Annotated in this window: 14 protein-coding genes, 1 pseudogene and 1 riboswitch; of the genes and pseudogenes, 7 read left to right on the plus strand and 8 right to left on the minus strand. The window is 72.5% G+C overall.

The features are described from left to right. Positions 1 to 53 precede the first annotated feature (53 nt). Together C1703_RS24275 and C1703_RS24280 are read left to right on the plus strand one after the other, a co-directional pair. Positions 54 to 1,289 (plus strand): annotated as a pseudogene (locus C1703_RS24275) (hypothetical protein); the annotation flags it as partial. Between the two features lie 351 nt (positions 1,290 to 1,640). Then, positions 1,641 to 2,171 carry a DoxX family protein gene (locus C1703_RS24280; protein ID WP_114254839.1) on the plus strand — a complete coding sequence of 177 codons (531 nt, stop codon included), beginning with the start codon at positions 1,641 to 1,643 and terminating at the stop codon, positions 2,169 to 2,171. Positions 2,172 to 2,209: 38 nt separating this feature from the next. On the opposite strand, the gene C1703_RS24285 is transcribed toward C1703_RS24280, so the two are convergent. Next, positions 2,210 to 2,452 (minus strand): hypothetical protein, encoded by a 243-nt coding sequence (locus C1703_RS24285; RefSeq protein WP_114254840.1) that lies wholly within the window; start codon positions 2,450 to 2,452, stop codon positions 2,210 to 2,212. Then, positions 2,439 to 4,037, minus strand: a complete 1,599-nt coding sequence (locus tag C1703_RS24290) for a PspC domain-containing protein (protein WP_114254841.1) — start codon at positions 4,035 to 4,037, stop codon at positions 2,439 to 2,441. Before C1703_RS24290 ends, C1703_RS24285 begins: the two co-directional genes overlap by 14 nt. Positions 4,038 to 4,215: 178 nt before the next feature. Between C1703_RS24290 and C1703_RS24295 the strand changes: the two genes are divergently transcribed. Continuing rightward, positions 4,216 to 5,508 (plus strand): ATP-binding protein, encoded by a 1,293-nt coding sequence (locus C1703_RS24295; RefSeq protein WP_114254842.1) that lies wholly within the window; start codon positions 4,216 to 4,218, stop codon positions 5,506 to 5,508. Next, a complete protein-coding gene (locus tag C1703_RS24300; protein WP_114254843.1) occupies positions 5,505 to 6,245 on the plus strand; it encodes a response regulator transcription factor in 741 nt (246 codons plus the stop codon). Before C1703_RS24295 ends, C1703_RS24300 begins: the two co-directional genes overlap by 4 nt. 40 nt (positions 6,246 to 6,285) lie before the next feature. On the opposite strand, the gene C1703_RS24305 is transcribed toward C1703_RS24300, so the two are convergent. Further along, a complete protein-coding gene (locus C1703_RS24305) occupies positions 6,286 to 7,353 on the minus strand; it encodes a C40 family peptidase (RefSeq protein ID WP_114254844.1) in 1,068 nt (355 codons plus the stop codon). A 422-nt stretch (positions 7,354 to 7,775) separates the two neighbouring features. Between C1703_RS24305 and C1703_RS24310 the strand changes: the two genes are divergently transcribed. Next, positions 7,776 to 8,129 (plus strand): hypothetical protein, encoded by a 354-nt coding sequence (locus tag C1703_RS24310; protein ID WP_114254845.1) that lies wholly within the window; start codon positions 7,776 to 7,778, stop codon positions 8,127 to 8,129. Here C1703_RS24310 and C1703_RS24315 read toward each other — a convergent pair. Together C1703_RS24315 and C1703_RS24320 are read right to left on the minus strand one after the other, a co-directional pair. Then, positions 8,107 to 9,051 (minus strand): hypothetical protein, encoded by a 945-nt coding sequence (locus C1703_RS24315; protein ID WP_114254846.1) that lies wholly within the window; start codon positions 9,049 to 9,051, stop codon positions 8,107 to 8,109. The two genes, C1703_RS24310 and C1703_RS24315, sit on opposite strands and share 23 nt — an antisense overlap. A 77-nt stretch (positions 9,052 to 9,128) precedes the next feature. Then, a complete protein-coding gene (locus C1703_RS24320; RefSeq protein WP_114254847.1) occupies positions 9,129 to 10,295 on the minus strand; it encodes a C40 family peptidase in 1,167 nt (388 codons plus the stop codon). An 8-nt stretch (positions 10,296 to 10,303) separates the two neighbouring features. Next, positions 10,304 to 10,474: riboswitch (cyclic di-AMP (ydaO/yuaA leader) on the minus strand. Positions 10,475 to 10,786: 312 nt separating this feature from the next. Between C1703_RS24320 and pcrA the strand changes: the two genes are divergently transcribed. After that, positions 10,787 to 13,288: a DNA helicase PcrA gene (pcrA, locus tag C1703_RS24325; RefSeq protein WP_114254848.1), complete on the plus strand. Its 2,502-nt coding sequence runs from the start codon at positions 10,787 to 10,789 to the stop codon at positions 13,286 to 13,288. Positions 13,289 to 13,346: 58 nt separating this feature from the next. Here the strand turns inward: pcrA and C1703_RS24330 are convergent, their stop codons facing one another. Together C1703_RS24330 and C1703_RS24335 are read right to left on the minus strand one after the other, a co-directional pair. Beyond that, a complete protein-coding gene (locus C1703_RS24330; protein ID WP_114254849.1) occupies positions 13,347 to 15,029 on the minus strand; it encodes a M23 family metallopeptidase in 1,683 nt (560 codons plus the stop codon). 182 nt (positions 15,030 to 15,211) lie between these two features. Beyond that, positions 15,212 to 16,078: an alpha/beta fold hydrolase gene (locus C1703_RS24335; RefSeq protein WP_114254850.1), complete on the minus strand. Its 867-nt coding sequence runs from the start codon at positions 16,076 to 16,078 to the stop codon at positions 15,212 to 15,214. Positions 16,079 to 16,611: 533 nt separating this feature from the next. On the opposite strand from C1703_RS24335, the gene C1703_RS24340 reads away from it, so the two are divergent. Then, complete coding sequence (locus C1703_RS24340) at positions 16,612 to 17,031, plus strand: cobalamin B12-binding domain-containing protein (protein ID WP_031119938.1); 420 nt, start codon at positions 16,612 to 16,614, stop codon at positions 17,029 to 17,031. 185 nt (positions 17,032 to 17,216) lie between these two features. Here the strand turns inward: C1703_RS24340 and C1703_RS24345 are convergent, their stop codons facing one another. Next, positions 17,217 to 18,887 carry a DUF5691 domain-containing protein gene (locus C1703_RS24345; RefSeq protein WP_114254851.1) on the minus strand — a complete coding sequence of 557 codons (1,671 nt, stop codon included), beginning with the start codon at positions 18,885 to 18,887 and terminating at the stop codon, positions 17,217 to 17,219. Between the last annotated feature and the right edge of the window lie 5 nt (positions 18,888 to 18,892).

The raw sequence follows: 18,892 nt of genomic DNA on the forward strand, positions 1-18,892 counted from the left end.
GTGGTCACGGTGGTGGGCTCGGGGGTGGTCACGGGGCCGGACCGGGTGAACCCCACGGAGGTGGGTGCGCCTGCGGGGACTGTCCTCACGGGGCGCGCGAGGGGCATCGGCGCGCCGTCGCCGCGTTCCTGCGCCGGCGGGACGAGTTCGCGGCCGGGCAGGGGCTGCCGGCCGCCGTGGCCCACTCCGCCTCGGCCTCCCGCCAGTGGGTCTCGGAGGAACTCGCGCAGTCCGCGGAACTCGTCGCCGAACGCGGACGGGCCGAGGGCCAGGCCTGGCTGACCGGCCTGTGGCGCCGCACGGCGGGCGTCGTGTGGGCCGTCGTCGTGCTGTTGCTGCTCGGGCAGGCCCTCACCGCGGTCGGCGCGGGCTGGACGTCGGCGCGCACGGCCGGGCTGGCCGCGGCGCTGGTCGTGGCCGGTGCGCTGACCGCGGCGTCGTGGTTCCACCGGGCGAAGGGCGGTGCGCTGGCGCCCGTGATCGGTGAGGACAACCGGCTGTCCACCTCCCGTACGGTCGCCGCGGCTTGGGTGCTCTTCGTGGCGTACTCGGTGCTCGTGCTGGCCGGGCGGCTCGCCGCCGCCTCCCGGCACCGGGAGCGGGACGCGCTGATCTCCGGGCTGGAACTCGCCCGCGGCGCCGGAGTCGTGACCGTGCTCGCCGTGGTGTGCGGGATCGCCGTCCTCGTGCGGCGGGTGGTCGGGCTGCGGGTCCTGGGGCAGCGGCTGCAGAAGGTACGGGCCGACCGGCCGCGCGCGGCCGACCTGCTGACCGACGACTCCGGGCGGGGCACCTTCGCGGACATCCAGTACGTCGTGATCAGCGGGGTCGCCCTGGTCTTCGCGGCGGTACGGCTGGCCAGGCGGCCGGACCAGTTGCCGGATCTGCCGTGGGGACTGGCGGTGGTGGTGCTGGTGTCGGCGGCGACGTACCTGGCGGGCAAGTACGCGGAGGGCGGGCGGCCGGTCATCCTCTCCGTCGTGCGGGCGCGGGAGGCGGGGGACCTGGACGCGCCGATCCGTACGGGTGACGACATCGAGATCCGGGGTGCGGGGTTCGTACCGCCGGGGGCGCAGGCGGCCGACCGGCTGGCTCGGATGGTCGTGCGGGTGGGTGCCGTGCATGTTCATGTGCCTCTGGTGCCGGTGCCGGGCGGTTTCCGCAATCCGACCGACACGCTGCTGACCGTGCCGGTGCCGGCGGATGTGGAGCCGGGGCGGGTGGAGGTGCAGGTGGTTACTGCGGCGGGGGTGGAGACGAATCGGTATGTGGTGGATGTGACGGAGTGACAGGGGGAGCGGGAGTGGCGCGTGCCGGTGGGAGCTTCCGTCGGTAGCTCCTGACGCCGGGTGGGGGTCGGGGCCGCGCCAGGGGGTGTCCGTCCCCGGAACGGCGCGATGGACCCACTTACCGACTGACTGGCGCTGACGCGCCAACCGCCGCGGGCGGGGCCTCCGACACGTCCCCTTGCCGCCGTGCGCGGGTGCGGGCCGCGTGGTTGCGGCACCCGCCATCGGCGGTCGTTCGGCTCGGCGGGTTGGCAAAAAGCCGCGTGCGCAGGATTGAGCCGGGTCGGTTTGTCGTACGTATGGTCTGTTGAGGGGGTCTCGGCACCGGCGGGCGAGAGGCGGCTAGCAGCGATGACTCACAGTACGAGAACGGACACGCACACCCCCCACTTCGGCGGCGGAGGAGACTGGCGGGACACGGCCGTCCGCTACGCCCTCCTTCCCCTTCGCGTCTTCCTCGGCGTCACCTTCATCTACGCCGGCCTGGACAAGATCACCGACAGTGCCTTCATGAAGGAAGCCGGGTCCGGATCGATCGGCGACATGATGCGTGCCGTCCGCGACTCCTCCGCCATCCCCGCCCTGGTCGACCTCTCCCTGAAGAACCCCGTCGGCTTCGGCTACGCCATCGCCTTCGGAGAACTGGCCGTCGGCATCGGCACCCTCCTCGGCCTGTTCGCCCGGCTGGCCGCACTCGGCGGCGCGCTGATCTCCCTCAGCCTGTGGCTGACCGTGAGCTGGGCCTCCGATCCGTACTACTACGGCAACGACCTCGCCTACCTCATGGCCTGGATCCCCCTCGTCCTGGCGGGGGCCCCGCTGCTGTCCCTGGACGCCGCCTTGCGGGCCCGGCGACGGCAGCGGAGGGCGGGGTACCGGTAGCGCGACGGGCTGTGCGGTGGGCGGGCGGTGCCTCGCCGTCACACCGCCACGTCCGGGCCCGGCCCGTCCGTCGTGGTGCGGCCCGTCCTGCGGCGGCGGCGTACGAGGCCCGTCACGAGCGCCACCGCGCCCGCCAGGCACAGTCCGCCCGCGACGAGGGGTATCGCCACGAACCAGGGGGTCTCCCAGGCGCCGCCCGCGTCACCGGCGTAGAGGACGCCGGCCAGGGTGAGGACGGTGCCGGCGACCAGCTTCCCGGGTTGGAATTCATGACGCAGCACGGGTCACCTCCGCCTGTCCCATGCCGACCTGGAGGTCCAGGTCGATGGTGCCGGACTTCTTGGCTCCCGCGGCGGGGGAGAGGGTTATCTGCTTGTGCTGGCCCGGCTTCACGTCCACGTCCTTCTTGTCGTCGCCCGGCAGCTGGAGGTCGCCCACGCCCACGTCGACGCTGAGCCGCACCGTCACGCCCTCCGGTACGAGCACCTTGACCTGGCCCACGCCCACGTCGGCGCGCGTCGCCACGGTCTGTCTCTCGGGCACGTTCAGCCGGGTCAGGTCCAGGGTGCCGACGCCGGCGCCCAGCTCGTACTGCTCCCGCACGTCCGCCACCGCGGTGGGCTGCCAGGTCGTGCGCGTCCAGTGCGTGCCGATGTTCTTGGGCATGGCCGCAGAGCCGGCGAGCAGGCCTGCCGTGATGATCGCCAGGAAGATGGAGCCCGCCCCCGTCCGTCCCAGGAAGGCGCTGACCGCTATGCCCAGGCCCAGGACGACGAGCGCGCAGGACAGGCCCGTCTGCAGGCTGGTGCCGAGCGGGTGCCCGTCCCACGTCTGGTTCGTGCCCAGGGCACCCGCGAGCAGGGCCAGGAGGAAGACCCAGCCGCCGATCCAGCGGGGGCCGCGTGGCTTGGGCGGCCTGGTGTGCGGGGCGGGTAGGTCCTCGCGGGCGCCGGGCTGGGTGCCGAGGCTGATGTTGATGGCCGCCGCCACGTCGAGGTCGCGGGAGTCACGGGGACCCCAGAGGTAGCCCGTGCCTCCGATGTGGGTGCCGTCCTTGACGATGGGGTCGCGCCACCAGGAGGGGAAGGCGGCGGGCACCGGCGGGGCCTGGGGCTCCGGCGGGGCGTCGGCGGCCGCCTGGGCGGCGAGGGGGTCGGGGCTGGGGGCGCCGCGCCGGCGCGACCAGTAGCCGGCGCCCGCGAGGAGGAGGGAGAGGACGACGGCGAAGGTCAGCACCCCGCCGTTGTTCAGCATGGTCAGGAACACGCCGCAGCCGACCAGCGCGAACAGCACGGCTGTCAGGGCCTGGCCGTCGACGCGGCCGGTGAGGAGCTTGCGCACCTCGTTCTCCTCGTCGTCGTACGGGACGAAGAGCCAGGCGAAGCCGTAGAAGAGGAGGCCGAGGCCGCCGGTGGCGGAGAGCACGGCGAGGGTGATCCGGAAGATCACCGGGTCCATGTCGCACTGCCGCCCGAGTCCGGCGCAGACGCCGGCCAGGGTCTTGTGGCGGCGGTCGCGGCGGAAACGGGGAGGAGGGCCGGCAGGGTCCGGTTCGGCGGCGGGGTCGGCCGCGTCAGGGGCTTCGGGTGCGCCAGGTGTTCCGGGTGCGCCGGATGTTCCAGGTGTTCCAGATGTCCCAGGAGTTCCAGGTGTTCCCGGTGTTGCTTCAGGTGCGGTGGGTGCTCCTCCCTGTTCTTCCGCTCCCTGTTCTTCCGCGTCCGCGTGGCCGTGTGCGCGCGGGGGCGCGGAGGGGCCGGCGGGTGCGGCGCCCGCGGCGGGCGCGGCATCCTGCGGCCCGGCGCCCGGTGCGGGGCGCGGGCCGGAGCCGGGTCCCGGACCCGTCGCGGCGTGCTCGTGATCGGTCATGGGTCCATGGTGACGGGCGCGGCGCCGCGGCGGCAGTCGGAACGACCCTGGCCGGACCCTGATATCGGCCCTGAGGGATGGCTCGGGAAGCGTTCGACGGACCGGTCCGCGGAGATCAGGGGAGTCTCCGGGGTCGACCCTGATGCTCCGGCCTGCCGCACATGTGACCATCAATGGCATGTCGGAAGCCGCAGCAGCGCCACTCGCCGAACCGCGGCCGCCGCGCAAGCTCTACCGCAGCAGCGACGGACGCTGGCTGGGCGGGGTGGCGCGGGGCCTCGCCGGTCATCTCGGGCTGCCCGTGATCTGGGTACGGCTCGTTTTCATCGGCCTGTTCATGGCCGACGGCCTCGGTGCGCTGCTGTACGCCGCGTTCTGGTTCTTCGTCCCGCTCGGCGTCGGCGGGGTCGAGGCGCAGAAGCCGCCCTCCCTCGTCACGACGGAGACCTCGCCCGACGGCCGGCGCAGACTCGTCACGCGCAGGCCAGACAAGGGCCAGATAGTGGCCCTGCTCCTCATGGTCGTGGTGGCCATGGTCTTCGTGGGCAACGTGAACCTCAGCGGCGGCGCCAGGGCCTACCTCTGGCCGGCCGTCCTCGTCGGCGCGGGCGTCGCCCTGGTCTGGCGGCAGGCGGACAACGCCCGCCGGGCCCGCTGGGCCGAGGTCGGCCGCCGTCGGCGCACGGTCACGCTGCTGCGCTCGGTGGGCGGGGTACTGCTGGTGACGGCCGGCGTCTCCGGCATCTTCGTCCTGCAGGGCTCCGCCGCTCATCTCGGTTCGGTCCTGCAGGCGGCGCTCGCGGTCCTCGTGGGGATAACGCTGCTGGCGGGCCCGTACCTCGTCCGCATGACACAGGACCTCTCCGAGGAGCGCCTGATGCGCATCCGGGCCCAGGAGCGCGCGGAGGTCGCCGCCCATGTGCACGACTCGGTGCTGCACACCCTCACCCTGATCCAGCGCAACGCGGAGAACGCGAACGAGGTGCGCCGCCTCGCCCGCGCCCAGGAGCGCGACCTGCGCACCTGGCTCTACAAGCCGGAGGGCACCGGCAAGGACGAGGCCGACGAACCCACGACCCTCGCCGACGCCGTGCGGCGCAACGCGGCCGAGGTGGAGGACAAGCACGGTGTGCCCATCGAGGTCGTGGTCGTGGGCGACTGCCCGCTCGACGAGAGGATCGGCGCGCAGCTGCAGGCCGCGCGCGAAGCAATGGTGAACGCCGCCAAGTACGGTGGCGAGGGCGGAGCCGTACAGGTCTTCGCCGAGGTCGAGGGGAAGACGGTCTTCGTGTCCGTCCGGGACCGCGGCCCCGGCTTCGACCTCGACTCGATACCCGCCGACCGGATGGGTGTCAGAGAATCGATCATCGGCCGCATGGAGCGCAACGGCGGTACGGCGCGACTGCGCGCGGTGCCCGACGGCGGCACGGAGGTCGAGCTGGAGATGGAGAGGGCGGAGAAGACGTCATGAGCGACCCCACCGAGGCGAACGGTACGGCGGGATCGGCGGAGGCGGCCGGGCCCGCGGAGTCGGGCGGCGGCACCGGGCGTCGCGTGCGCGTGGTCCTCGTAGACGACCACCGCATGTTCCGTACGGGCGTGCAGGCCGAGATCGGGCAGACCGAGCAGACCGGTGTGGAGGTCGTCGGCGAGGCCGCGGACGTCGACCAGGCGGTCACGGTCATCACCGCGACCCGGCCCGAGGTGGTCCTGCTCGACGTGCACCTGCCGGGCGGCGGCGGGGTGGAGGTGCTGCGCCGCTGCGCCGCGTTGATGGCCGACTCCGAGCAGCCGGTCCGCTTCCTGGCGCTGTCCGTGTCGGACGCGGCGGAGGACGTGATCGGAGTGATCCGGGGCGGGGCCCGTGGGTACGTCACCAAGACGATCACGGGCACGGACCTCGTGGACTCCATCTTCCGTGTCCAGGAGGGCGACGCGGTCTTCTCGCCGCGGCTGGCCGGGTTCGTCCTGGACGCCTTCGCCTCCACGGACGCGCCGCCGGTCGACGAGGACCTGGACCGCCTGACCCAGCGCGAGCGCGAGGTGCTGCGGCTCATCGCCCGGGGATACGCGTACAAGGAGATCGCCAAGCAGCTGTTCATCTCCGTGAAGACGGTCGAGTCGCATGTCTCGGCGGTCCTCCGCAAGCTCCAGCTCTCCAACCGGCACGAGCTGACGCGCTGGGCGACGGCTCGCCGGCTGGTGTGACGTCGGCGCGGTCGGGCCACCCGGGCGTGGCCCGACCGGCTCAGACCACCCGCGTGGCACCGGCGTACGGCATCTCGTCGAGCGGGGCGACCCGGACCGGCGCGGAGGGGTTCGGGGCGTGGATCATCCGGCCGTTGCCCACGTAGATGCCGACGTGGCTGATGCCGGCGTAGAAGAACACCAGGTCACCGGGGAGGAGTTCGGAGCGGGAGACGCGGCGGCCGGCGTCGATCTGGGAGTACGTCGTGCGGGGCAGGGAGACGCCCGCGGCGCGGTACGCGGCCTGGACGAGGCCCGAGCAGTCGAAGGCGTTCGGGCCGGTCGCGCCCCAGACGTAGGGGCTGCCGAGCTTCTGGTAGGCGTAGGACACGGCGGCGGCCGCGCGGGCGTTGGGTGCCTGGGCGGTGCCGGATCCCGGGGCGGCCAGGTGGTCGCGCGGGCCCGTCGAGGAGCGTGAGGCGCGGTCGGTGCCCGGCGCTTCTCCGAGCCTGGAACGTTCCTGCGCGTCGAGCCGGGACAGCAGCTGCCGCGCGGAGCCCAGCTTGCCGGTGATGGTCTTCTTGTGCCGCTTCAGCTCCGCCTGCCGCGACTTCAGGGACGTCAGCTCGATGTGGGCGGCCCCGCGCAGCTGCTCGATCTCCCGGAGCTGCTTGCGTACGCGCCCGACGGCGGCCTTCTGCCGGTTGCCGGCCCGTTCGACGAACTCGGCGTTCTCGAGGTAGCGGTCCGGGTCGTCGGACAGGGCGAGCTGCAGGGCGGGGTCGAGGCCGCCGGCGCGGTACTGCGCTGCGGCGACCGAACCCAGGTCCTCGCGGGCCGAGTTGAGCCGTTGCTTCGCGCGGGCGGCCTGGTCCTGGAAATCCTTCAGGCGCTGCCCCGCCGCCTCGGCCTTCTCCTTCGCGCCGTTGTACTTCTCGGTGGCGACCTCCGCCTCCTGGTACAGCTTGTCCACCTTGGCCTTGACCTGGCCGGGGGTGAGCTGTGGTTCGGCGTGTCCGGTCCCGTCGAGGCCCGTCGCGGTCGCCGCGCCGGCGAGTGCGATCGTGGCGGCCGTACGGGCCGTGTTGCCGCTCGCCGAGCGCTGTCGGGGCTTGCGGTGCGCTGCCACCTTCAGGCCACGTCCTTTCCTCGACCGCCGCTGGGTGCGTACGGCCGCCGGGGGAGCGGACGGGCGGCCTGCGCGTCCGGCGACGGCCCGCACAGGGGGGAGCGGACCGCCGCCGGACCTTCTCGGCGGTGGTGCCCGACTGCCGCCCCTGGCCCGGGCGGCGGTGGGGAGCCGGTCACCTGGTGGAGGACGCTAAACCTCGCCGTGCCGGGGCGGGGGCGGGTGCGCGGAACTGTCCCGAGAGGACCGGCGGTGACCGTATGCGACCGTGATCCGGTCTCGGCGTCGTCGGCTTAACTCAGCGTGATGACCGATGTGTCGATTCGTGCCCGAGTGACGGTGATGGGGTGCTATGGGGCCGCATATATGCATCGATGGGCCGGTGTCGGGAGGCGCCGGGGCCCTCATTAGGCTCCGGCCTCATGGACGTACTCATCCACCTCTTCGTCGGCCTCCACATCATCGGCATCGCCGCGCTCCTGGGCGGCTTCCTCACCCAGATGAAGGCGATGGGCGAGGGCACCGCCCGGTACACCCCCGCGATGCTGCACGGCGCGCTGACGATGCTGGTCACCGGTGTGATCCTGGTCGGCCTCAACCAGGCCGACGACCAGTCCGTGAACAACATCAAGATCGGCGTGAAGCTGGCCCTGCTGATCGTGATCCTCGGCCTGGTCTACGTCAAACGCGACGACGAGAAGGTGGACAAGGGCCTGTTCGGCCTGGTCGGGCTGCTGACCGCGGCGAACGTCTTCATCGCCGTGCTCTGGACCTGACCCGTCCCGTCCGCGCGCCTGCCCGGGCCGAGGTGGCCGTCCAGGCCGTGCATCCCAGCCACGCGGCCACCGCGATCCACAGCAGTGCCTCCCCGAGGACGTCGAGCCAGGGGGCGTCGAGGGCGGCGGCGACCGCCAGGGCGGCCGTCGCCGTCCCGACCGCGCCGAACACGGTCGCCCAGCGCCGCCCGTCGTAACGGCGCCGGGGCCAGAAGAGCTCCGCAGTGAACAGGGCCACGCAGCAGACCCCGGTGAGCACGAGCAGCGTGACGGTGACCCTGCCGAGGACGGCGTGGTCCTCGTCGTTCCACAGGTACAGACGGCCGCCGCCGGCGCTGAGGAGCCTCGCCCCGGCCAGCGCCGAGACGGCGAGCGCTCCGCCCAGGAGCCAGTGGTCCCCGAGCCCCTCGGTCACCTGCCGCGGCTCGAAACGGAACAGGGCGAGGCAGTAGAGCACGAGCCCCAGCCAGAACAGCGTCAGGGCCGCGTGCGCGAGCCAGGCCACCGACTCGGCGGCGGCGAGCGTGGCACCGAGCACGGCGAGGCTTTGGGTGGCCACGCAGCGCAGGAACACGGTCCCGTGCCGCTCCCCGGCCGCCGCGACGAGCAGCACGGCCCAGAGCGGCGCGGCGAGCGCCAGCAGTGCCGCGGCCGGGCGCTGCAGGCCGGCCGCGGAGAAGCCGGCGCCGGTGACGCCGGTCGCGGCCACCCAGGTGTGCGCTGCCGCCGATGCCCTCCGCCAGGCCGGCCGGGGCAGCCGCAGCAGGGCGTGCGCGACCGCCCCCAGCCAGCCCGCGCAGGCCAGGGCGAGGGCGATCCGGGACAGGACCTCGTACCCCGTCGCGTCGAGACCGACCGACAACGTGCCGGTCGTCAGGGCGTACGTCGCCCACAAGGTGACAGACGGGGAGGGGTCGGACATAGCGCCGATGCTAGAGAGCGCCGCGCACAGGACGAGAGGGGCACGCGCGCGTGCCCCTCAAAAACGTCCGGGACTTCTCAGGCGGGCCGCAGCACGCTGTGGATCGCCGACTCGCCGTCGTAGTAGATCGACTCCTCGCGCACGTAGGTGCCGGGCTTCGGGGCGTGGATCATCATGCCGTTGCCGATGTACAGGCCCACGTGGGTGACGTCGTCGTAGAAGAAGACCAGGTCACCGGGCTGGGCCTGGGAGAGGGGGACCGTGGTGCCGGCGTTCACCTGGTCGTAGGTCGTGCGCGGCAGGGTCACCCCGGCGGCCTTCCACGCGGCCTGGGTGAGGCCGGAGCAGTCGTAGGAGCCGGGACCGACGGCGCCCCACACGTACGGCTTGCCGATCTGGGCGCGGGCGAAGGCGAGGGCCTTCTCGGCCTTGGTGGCGTACGAGGAGTCGGCCGGGGCGGCCGAGGAGGTGCCGGAGCCCGACGCCGGGGAGCCGCTCTCCTGCTGCTGGGGGGCCTGGTCCTGGGCCTGCTGCTGGGCGGCCTGCTCCCGGGCCAGTTCGGCGGCCTTGCGGGCGGCCTCCTGCTGCTTCTCCTTCTCGATCGCCGCCAGTCGCGCCTTCTCCTCGGCGGTCAGCTGCGACAGCAACCGGCGGGCGTCGGCGAGCTTCCGCTGGACGGTGGCCTTGGCGGTCTTCAGGTCGCTCTGGGACTCGGTGAGCGTCGTGAGGCTCTCCGTGGCCTCCTGGCGCTTCTTCATCGTCTCGGACTGCTGGGTGACGTAGTCGTCGACCGCGACCTTCTGACGGCCGGTCATCCGGTCCATCAGCTGCGTCTGGTCGAAGTAGTCCTGCGGGGTGTCCGCGAGCAGGAACGTCGCCGTGTCCGGGGCGGAGGCGCCGGTGCGGTACTGGGCGGCGGCGAAGGAACCCAGCTCCTCCCGCGCCGCGTTGAGCTTCTGGGTGCGCTGGGCGACGTCGTCGAGGAGGGTGTCGACGCGCTTGCGCTGCTTCGCGGTCTTCTCCTTGGCCGCGTTGTACTTGTCGGTCGCCGACTCGGCCTGGCGGTACAGGTCGCCGACCTTCTTCTCGACTTCCTCCAGGCTGGGCTTCTCGTCGGCCTCGGGGGCTGCGTTGGCCGACTGGGACAGCAGGGCCACGGAGGTGAGGGCCGCCGTTGCGAGGGCGGGGGTCCGTATGCCTGCCATGCGCGTACCCGTAGGACGCGACTTGCGGTGCGACGCCAAGGGAGGCGACTCCTTCCATGCTCCGCCTACCGGGTTAGCTGTCGGGTTCGGGCGGGTATCTCGGAAGGGTTGCCCTACGGCCTGCTCCGCTAGGGGAGTCGGGCCGATTCACCCCAAGGTCTCGGTGGGTCCCCGGCTCCGGCTGCTCGGCGGCGCGCCGGACTCGGCGGAGGCCGCGCGGCCCGGCGACGTTCGCCGGTGGGGGTCATGCGGCCCGTTCGCACCGTAGCCAACTCGTGTGGCTCCTGTGAAGGTTGATGGGTGATATGCCCGATACATTTTCGTGACCTTATTCATGAGCGTCGCCGAGAGTGAGCGATCAAGGGGGATTGGTCACGAGTTATCCGCGATTGTGGTGCCGTCGCGGGGTGTGATCACGCCGCGCTGGAGGGTGACAACGCGCCGCCGGGCGGTCGGCGGGGACCCGTGGCGGGGCGATGTTCTCAGGGCGGCGGCGGGCTGTCAGTGGGGCGCCCTAGACTCGGAGAGCGATGAGCAGCCTCTTTGACGACAGCTTCCTGGCGGACCTCCAGGCCCAGCGGGGCCCCGCGGACGAGCCCCCGCCGCCGCCCGAGGACGATCACGCTCCGGAGTCGATTCCGGACGATCTGTTCGGCGGGAAGTTCGACGTGCCGCCGGACCGGGACGCCTACTACCGCGACGGCGCCCCACGCCCGGTCGTGGACACGGCCGCCCTCCTGGAGGGGCTGAACGACAACCAGCGCGCCGCCGTCGTCCACTCCGGCTCCCCGCTGCTCATCGTGGCCGGCGCCGGCTCCGGCAAGACCCGTGTGCTCACGCACCGCATCGCCCACCTGCTCGCCGAGCGCGGCGTGCACCCGGGCCAGATCCTCGCGATCACCTTCACCAACAAGGCCGCCGGCGAGATGAAGGAGCGCGTCGAGCAGCTCGTCGGCCCGCGCGCCAACGCCATGTGGGTGATGACCTTCCACAGCGCGTGCGTGCGCATCCTGCGCCGGGAGAGCAAGAAGCTCGGCTTCACGTCCTCGTTCTCGATCTACGACGCCGCCGACTCCAAGCGCCTGATGGCCCTGGTCTGCCGCGACCTGGACCTCGACCCCAAGCGCTTCCCGCCCAAGTCCTTCAGCGCCAAGATCAGCAACCTGAAGAACGAGCTGATCGACGAGGAGGACTTCGCCGCCCAGGCATCCGACGGCTTCGAGAAGACCCTCGCCCAGGCCTACGCGATGTACCAGTCGCGGCTGCGCGAGGCGAACGCCCTCGACTTCGACGACCTGATCATGACGACGGTCAACCTGCTCCGCGCCTTCCCGGACGTCGCCGAGCACTACCGCCGCCGCTTCCGGCACGTGCTGGTCGACGAGTACCAGGACACCAACCACGCCCAGTACGCCCTGGTCCGCGAGCTGGTCGGCACCACCGAGCACCCTGTCGACGTGCCGCCCGAGGCCGAGATCCCGCCCGCCGAGCTGTGCGTGGTGGGTGACGCCGACCAGTCGATCTACGCCTTCCGCGGCGCGACGATCCGCAACATCCTCCAGTTCGAGGAGGACTACCCGGACGCGACGACGATCCTGCTGGAGCAGAACTACCGCTCCACGCAGACGATCCTCAGCGCGGCCAACGCGGTCATCGAGCGCAACGAGTCCCGCCGCCCCAAGAACCTGTGGACCAACGCGGGCACGGGTGCGCAGATCACCGGCTACGTCGCCGACACCGAGCACGACGAGGCGCAGTTCGTCGCCGACGAGATAGACCGCCTCACGGACGCGGGCGAGGCCAAGGCCGGCGACGTCGCCGTGTTCTACCGCACCAACGCCCAGTCCCGTGTCTTCGAAGAGGTCTTCATCCGCGTCGGCCTGCCCTACAAGGTCGTCGGCGGCGTCCGCTTCTACGAGCGCAAGGAGGTCCGGGACGTCCTGGCCTACCTGCGCGTCCTGGCCAATCCGGAGGACTCGGTGCCGCTGCGCCGGATCCTCAACGTCCCCAAGCGGGGCATCGGCGACCGCGCCGAGGCGATGATCGACGCCCTCGCCCAGCGGGAGAAGATCAGCTTCCCGCAGGCGCTCAAGCGCGTCGACGAGGCGTACGGCATGGCCGCGCGCTCCACCAACGCCGTCAAGCGGTTCAACACGCTGATGGAGGACCTCCGGACCATCGTCGAGTCCGGCGCCGGACCGGCCACGGTGCTGGAGGCCGTCCTCGAGCGCACCGGCTACCTCGCCGAGCTGCAGGCCTCCACCGACCCCCAGGACGAGACCAGGATCGAGAACCTCCAGGAACTCGCCGCCGTCGCCATGGAGTTCGAGCAGGAGCGCGGCGCGGAGGCGGAAACCCCGGGGGCCACCGCCACGGGGGGCACCCTGGCCGACTTCCTCGAGCAGGTCGCGCTGGTCGCCGACTCCGACCAGATCCCCGACGAGGAGGACGGCGACGGCGTCATCACGCTGATGACCCTGCACACCGCCAAGGGTCTGGAGTTCCCGGTCGTCTTCCTCACCGGCATGGAGGACGGCGTCTTCCCGCACATGCGCGCCCTCGGCCAGACCAAGGAGCTGGAGGAGGAGCGGCGCCTGGCCTACGTCGGCATCACGCGCGCCCGGGAGCGGCTGTATCTGACGCGGTCCACGCTGCGCAGCGCCTGGGGCCAGCCGTCGTACAACCCGCCCTCCCGGTTCCTGGAGGAGATCCCCGCCGCCCACGTGGAGTGGAAGCGGACGGGAGCGACCGCTCCCGCCTCCTCCGGGCCGGTCTCGGCGGTGGCGTCCTCGCTGTCCTCGTCCCGCTCGCGGTCGTCGGCCTCGGGCGCGTCCGGGTTCGCCACGCGCCGCGCCGCCGAGAAGCCGGTGGTGTCGCTGGCCGTGGGGGACCGGGTCACCCACGACCAGTTCGGGCTCGGGACCGTCGTCGCGGTCAAGGGCACGGGCGCGAACGCCGAGGCCACGATCGACTTCGGCGACACGAAGCCGAAGCGGCTGCTGCTGCGGTACGCGCCGGTGGAGAAGCTGTAGCGCCGTGAAGTGACCTGGTGGGCCCCCGTCTGCTCAACCGGCGGGGGCTGCCGGGACGTTACGTCGGGTTGATGCCGTGGCTGCGCAGCCACGGCAGCGGGTCGATCGGCGAGCCACCGGCCGGGCGCACCTCGAAGTGCAGGTGCGGGCCGGTCGAGTTGCCGGAGTTCCCGGAGCGCGCGATCGGATCGCCGGCCTTGACGGTCGTACCGGAGGGCACCGTGTACGTGGAGAGGTGGCAGTACCACGTCTCCGTGCCGTCCTTGGCGGTCACGATCATCATGTTGCCGTAGGCGCTGTTCCACTGCGTGCGCACGGTGCCGTCGGTCGCGGCCATCACGGTCGTGCCGTACGACACGGGGAAGTCGATGCCCGTGTGCAGGGACATCCAGTTGATGCCGGACTGGCCGTAGTAGGCGCTGAGTCCGTGCTGCGCGACCGGCAGGGCGAACTTCGGCCGCAGCCGCTCCTTGCGGGCCGCCTCCTCCGCCGCCCGCTTCCGCTCGGCCGCCTGCTGGGCCTTGAGGTCGATGCGCTCCTGCGTCCGGCTGGCCCGGTCGGCGAAGTCGTCGGCGCCGGCGGCGAGGCTCTGCAGCTGCGTGTCCAGCTTGTTGTTGGCGGCGGCCGGTTTCACCGGCTGCGCGTCCGCCGCGGTCGTGTGCGCCTCGGCCGCGCCGTCGTCGGTGAGGCTGCCGACGGAGGCGGCGGCGATCCCGGCGACGCCCATCACGCACGCCGAGGGCACCGCGATGGTCAGCAGCGCCGAGCGCTTGGGAGGCGTACGGCGGCGGGAACGGGACCCGGCGCGCGAGGCGGCGCGTGAGCCCGGGGCCGGAGCGACCTCTTCCTGGCCGTCCAGGAGGGGGGTGACGGTGGGGAGTTCACCGGTGGCGGCCGGTTCACCGCCGTCCGCGGCGGGGTCGTGGTAGGCGGCCCCGGTGGACTCGTCGTAGGCGACCTGCTCGAACGTCGCGGTCTCGCGCTGGTCGAAGGGCTCGCCGTGGTGCTCGTACCCGTCGGGAGACTCGCCGTGGTGCTCGTACCCGTCGGAGGCCGGGGCGGCGGCCGCGCCGTCGGTGTTCCACTGCGTGGCGTCGTAGGCGCCGGTGTCGAAGGCCTGCGTGCCCCATTCCCACTGCTGGGTCTGGTCGGCGGGGTTGCCCGACTGGTCGGGCTGGAGCCAGGCGCCCGCGTCCCACTGTCCCGTGCTGTCGGGGGACGTGGCCTGCGGCGGGATGACCGACAGCGGCTGCTGCTCGGCCGTCCAGGAGGTCGTGTCGTAGACGCCGGTGTCGTAGGCGGCGTGGTGCTGGGCCGCGTAGGCGTCGTAGTGCGGGTTCTCGTGCCCGCCCGTGGGCCAGTGGCCGGTGTCGTACGTGCCCGTGTCCTGGCCGCTGCCCGGCATGTCGCCGAAGAGGGGGTCCGTGGCGAAGCTCGCGGTGGCGTGCCCGGTGGCGGGGAAACCGGAGCCGTCCGTACCGGGGTCAAAACCGGTGGCGCCGTAGTCGCCGTACGTGGTGAAGTCGCCGTACTGGGCTTCCTGGGTGCCGTACGACGCGTAGTGCGCCGAGGCGGCGTCGGAAGCCGGAGCCGGGGTCATGGTCCCCGACGGGTGACGGTCGTTCACCAACTTCTCTTTCGCCTCGACAACAGGGGCTGCCAGAGCAGTGCGGCGACTGTACCCGGCGGTACGCGGGCACGACAATCTTCGGCAGGTTTCACGCGCGCAGGAAACGGGCATTCGGCCGTGTTTTGGCGGACTGCGGACGCGAGTTTGGCTCTGTGTTCGAGGTTTGTTCGATGCTGGTGGGTGCTTCGATGCGGTGCGTCACCTGTATGACGAGTCTGTGAGCCGTGTGTGACGGTCGGGCGCCGACTGTCGCCCGACCGGGTGGTGGAAGCGGCGAGCGGACCCGGCCGGTGTCAGGCCACCGTGAGGCCGTCGGCGCGCCCGGCGGACGGTTCACCCGGGCGGGCCGTGTCGAGGACCTGCCGTATCCCGTTGGCGACGGCGGGGTGCACGGGCAGGGCGAGGTGGCCGATGCCGGTCACCCGCACGTTCTGCGCCGACAGATCGGGATGGTCGATGCGGGCCGTCTCCAGCGGATCCATCACGTGGTCCAGGTCGCTCCAGAAGCTGACGAAGTGCGTACGGCAGCCAGGGGCGGGCCGAGTGAGCTCCTCGAGCACCGGTGAGCCGGGGCGCATCTGGCGCACGATGGGGTGCGCGTCGGCCAGTGGCGCGACTCGGGTGCCGGAGTGCGGCGTGCCGAGTGTCACGAGCGTCCGGACGCGCGTGTCGCCGCCGAGCCGCTGCACGTAGTAACGCGCTATCAGACCGCCGAGGCTGTGCCCGACGACGTCGACCTGCCGGGCTCCGGTGCGCTCGCAGACCTCCTCTATGTGCCGGCCCAGCAGCGCGGCCGCGGCGCGTATGTCGCAGGTCAGCGGCGAGTAGTTGAGGGACTCGATCTGCTGCCTGCCGTGCTGGGCGAGGCTGCGGCGCAGCAGGACGAAAACCGAGCGGTTGTCGATGAAGCCGTGCAGCAGGACGACGGGGGGCTTGGCCTGGCTGGGCAGTTGGGCGGCGCCGTCCCCGGTGGGCAAGGGCGGGACGGGGGTTCGCCGCTCCTGGGTGATGCCGGAGGGGTACAGGAGGAGGTGCCCGGCCAGGATCGCGATCTCCAGGGCGGTGGCCTTCAGCAGGGCCATGGAGAGTCCCGCCAGCCGGCTCGGCAGCAGGCGCTGGCAGAGCGGAAGAAAGGGCAGAGCCGCCCTGGTGACCTTCATGGCCGACCTCCTGTCGGCACGCGGGAGGACGGCTCCGCCCCCCGTGTGCTCTCGTGGAAAGCTGCTGCGAAGACGGCCGGCGCTGACCGCGCGGGCGGCGTGAGCCGCGTGAGCTGCGAGGGCTGTGCGCGGCATGTGGCGTGGGTGACGCCGGTGGTGCGACGAGTTCCGTCGTCGGTGAGGTGACGGGGCTTCCCGCCGTGGTGCCGTGCCTGCCCTGCGTGCTGTGCGTGCGGTGCTGGTCCTGCGTGCCCTGTGTGCCTTCGCCGAAGTGCCGTACCGCCGCGGTGCGTGGTGGGTGGCGCGGCGGTACGGCGACCTCCTTGCGGCTCCCCTTGCGCTTGTCCCATCGTGTGATTTCCCCCTCGGTCCGTACTGCGAAACTGCCGGTTACGGGATCCTGGAGATAACGTTCGTTCACTTGCCCGGGTGGTTCGTGGCGGACCTGTGCGGTGTGTGCGGCATGTACGGCGTGTCCGATGTATGCGGTACTTGTCGGAACGGATGGATGTAGACGCTTCATGGAGGCAGTGATGGGTGTGGCAGCCGGTCCGATCCGCGTAGTGGTGGCCAAGCCGGGGCTCGACGGCCACGATCGCGGGGCCAAGGTGATCGCGCGGGCCCTGCGCGACGCCGGTATGGAGGTCATCTACACCGGGCTCCACCAGACCCCCGAGCAGATCGTCGACACCGCGATCCAGGAGGACGCCGACGCGATCGGGCTGTCCATCCTCTCCGGCGCGCACAACACGCTGTTCGCGGCGGTGATCGAGCTGCTCAAGGAGCGGGACGCGGAGGACATCCTGGTCTTCGGCGGCGGGATCATCCCCGAGGCGGACATCCCCCTGCTGAAGGAGAAGGGCGTCGCGGAGATCTTCACGCCGGGTGCGACGACGGCGTCGATCGTGGACTGGGTCCGGGCGAACGTACGCCGCCAGCCGGCCGAGGCGTAGGCCTCCGGCGGTCCGGCCGGAGTACTGCGGGGCGTTGCCCGTGGCGTTGCCTGTGGACGGGATGTCGGCTGGGGGCCGGGCGTTTCGTGTGGCCGGGACGTCGCCTGCGGGTGGGGCGTTGGCTGCTGGCGGGTGCAGGCCTGGCACCGCGGCCGGTGCCCGGCCTGGGATGAGACCGGACGCCGTCATGGCGCGCTCAGTTCCTCCGTCATCGCCGCGCGCAGACGCAGTGTCGTGACCAGGCGCTGGAAGGCCTCCGCCCAGTAGCCACCGGCTCCCGGGGACGCGTTCTCCGCCTCGTCCGGTACGGCCAGCAGGGCGTCGAGGCGGCCGGATTCGGACGGGTCGAGGCAGCGCTCGGCCAGGCCCATGACTCCGCTGAAACTCCATGGATAACTCCCCGCGTCCCGAGCGATGTTGAGCGCGTCCACGACCGCCCGGCCGAGCGGCGGGGCCCACGGCACCGCGCACACGCCGAGCAGCTGGAAGGCCTCGGACAGGCCGTGCGTCGCGATGAAGCCGGCCACCCACTCGGCCCGTTCGGCGGCGCCCAGCGTGCCGAGCAGCTTGGCGCGTTCGGCGAGGGAGACCGCACCCGGACCGCCCGCTTCCGGTGCCGAGGGTTCGCCGAGCAGCGCGCGTGCCCACGCGGCATCGCGCTGGCGCACCGCGGCCCGGCACCACGCCGCGTGCAGCTCGCCCCGCCAGTCGTCGGCCACCGGCAGCGCCACGATCTCCCCGGGGGTTCGCCCGCCCAGCCGCCGTGACCAGGTCCCGAGCGGTGCCGCCTCCACCAACTGGCCGAACCACCAGGACCGTTCGCCCCGGCCCGCGGGAGCCTTCGCCACGACGCCGTCGCGCTCCATGCCCGGATCGCACTCGTGCGGCGCCTCGACGACGATCGTCGGGGTGGGGGCATGCACTGTTCCCGGGGTTCCTCTGTCCTGCGCGGTACCGGTGGAGTGCGCGTGGTCGATGGCCACGCAGGCCGCCGCCCGGACCGCCATCCGCGCGGCGAGCGCCGAACCCGGCAGCGCCGACAGCAGTTCCGCCGCCGTCGCCCGGACGTTGCGGCTGCGGTCGGCCAGGGCCTGTTCCAGGAACGGCTCGTCGTCCGGCGTCAGGGCCGTGCGCAGGGAGTCGAGGAACATCAGGCGGTCCTCGGCCCGCTCCGTCGCCCAGGTCGTCTCCAGCAGGGCGCGCGCGGCGGCCGGTTCGCGGGAGCGCAGCGCGGACAGCAGGGCGACCCGTTCGGCGAACAGGCCCTCCTGCCAGAGCCGCTGCACCCTGTCGTCGTCCTCGAGGTGCGGCAGGGACGCTCCGCCGCCCGGTGTCGAGCGCAGGGCGAACCGCCAGTCCGGGTTCAGGCGCGCCAGCCACAGGGCCCGCGGTCCGGCGAACTCCAGCGCCGCGGGGCGCAGGTCCGTACGCCCCCGGGCCGCGTCCAGCAGCGCGGGGAGCAGTTGCGGAGGCGGCGCGAAACCACGGGCGTTCGCCGTCGCGAGCCACTGGGGCAGCAGTTCCATCACATCGGGCGCGGTGCCCCGGCGGCCGCCGCCGGACGCGCCGGGGCGGTCGGCCAGCAGCATCGCGAGTCTGCGGGCGGCCGCCTGCGGCAGGGGCGGACGCGGGTCCTCCGGGGCCGGCTGCGGACGTTCCGCCGCCCGCGCCGGACGCAGGCCGGCCCGCCGCCGTACCGTCTCCACGGCCGCCGCGTCCAGCAGGGCCGCCGGTGCGTCCGGGCCCGGTGCGGTGCCGGGCGGGGTGCGTCGGTCCGTGCCCAGCAGTGCCGTGGTGACGAGCCCCTCCCAGGCGCCCGTGACGGGCGCGTCCACAGGAGCGGAGGTCCTGGTCATGAGCT

Source organism: Streptomyces sp. Go-475, assembly GCF_003330845.1.
In the GTDB taxonomy this organism is placed as follows: domain Bacteria; phylum Actinomycetota; class Actinomycetes; order Streptomycetales; family Streptomycetaceae; genus Streptomyces.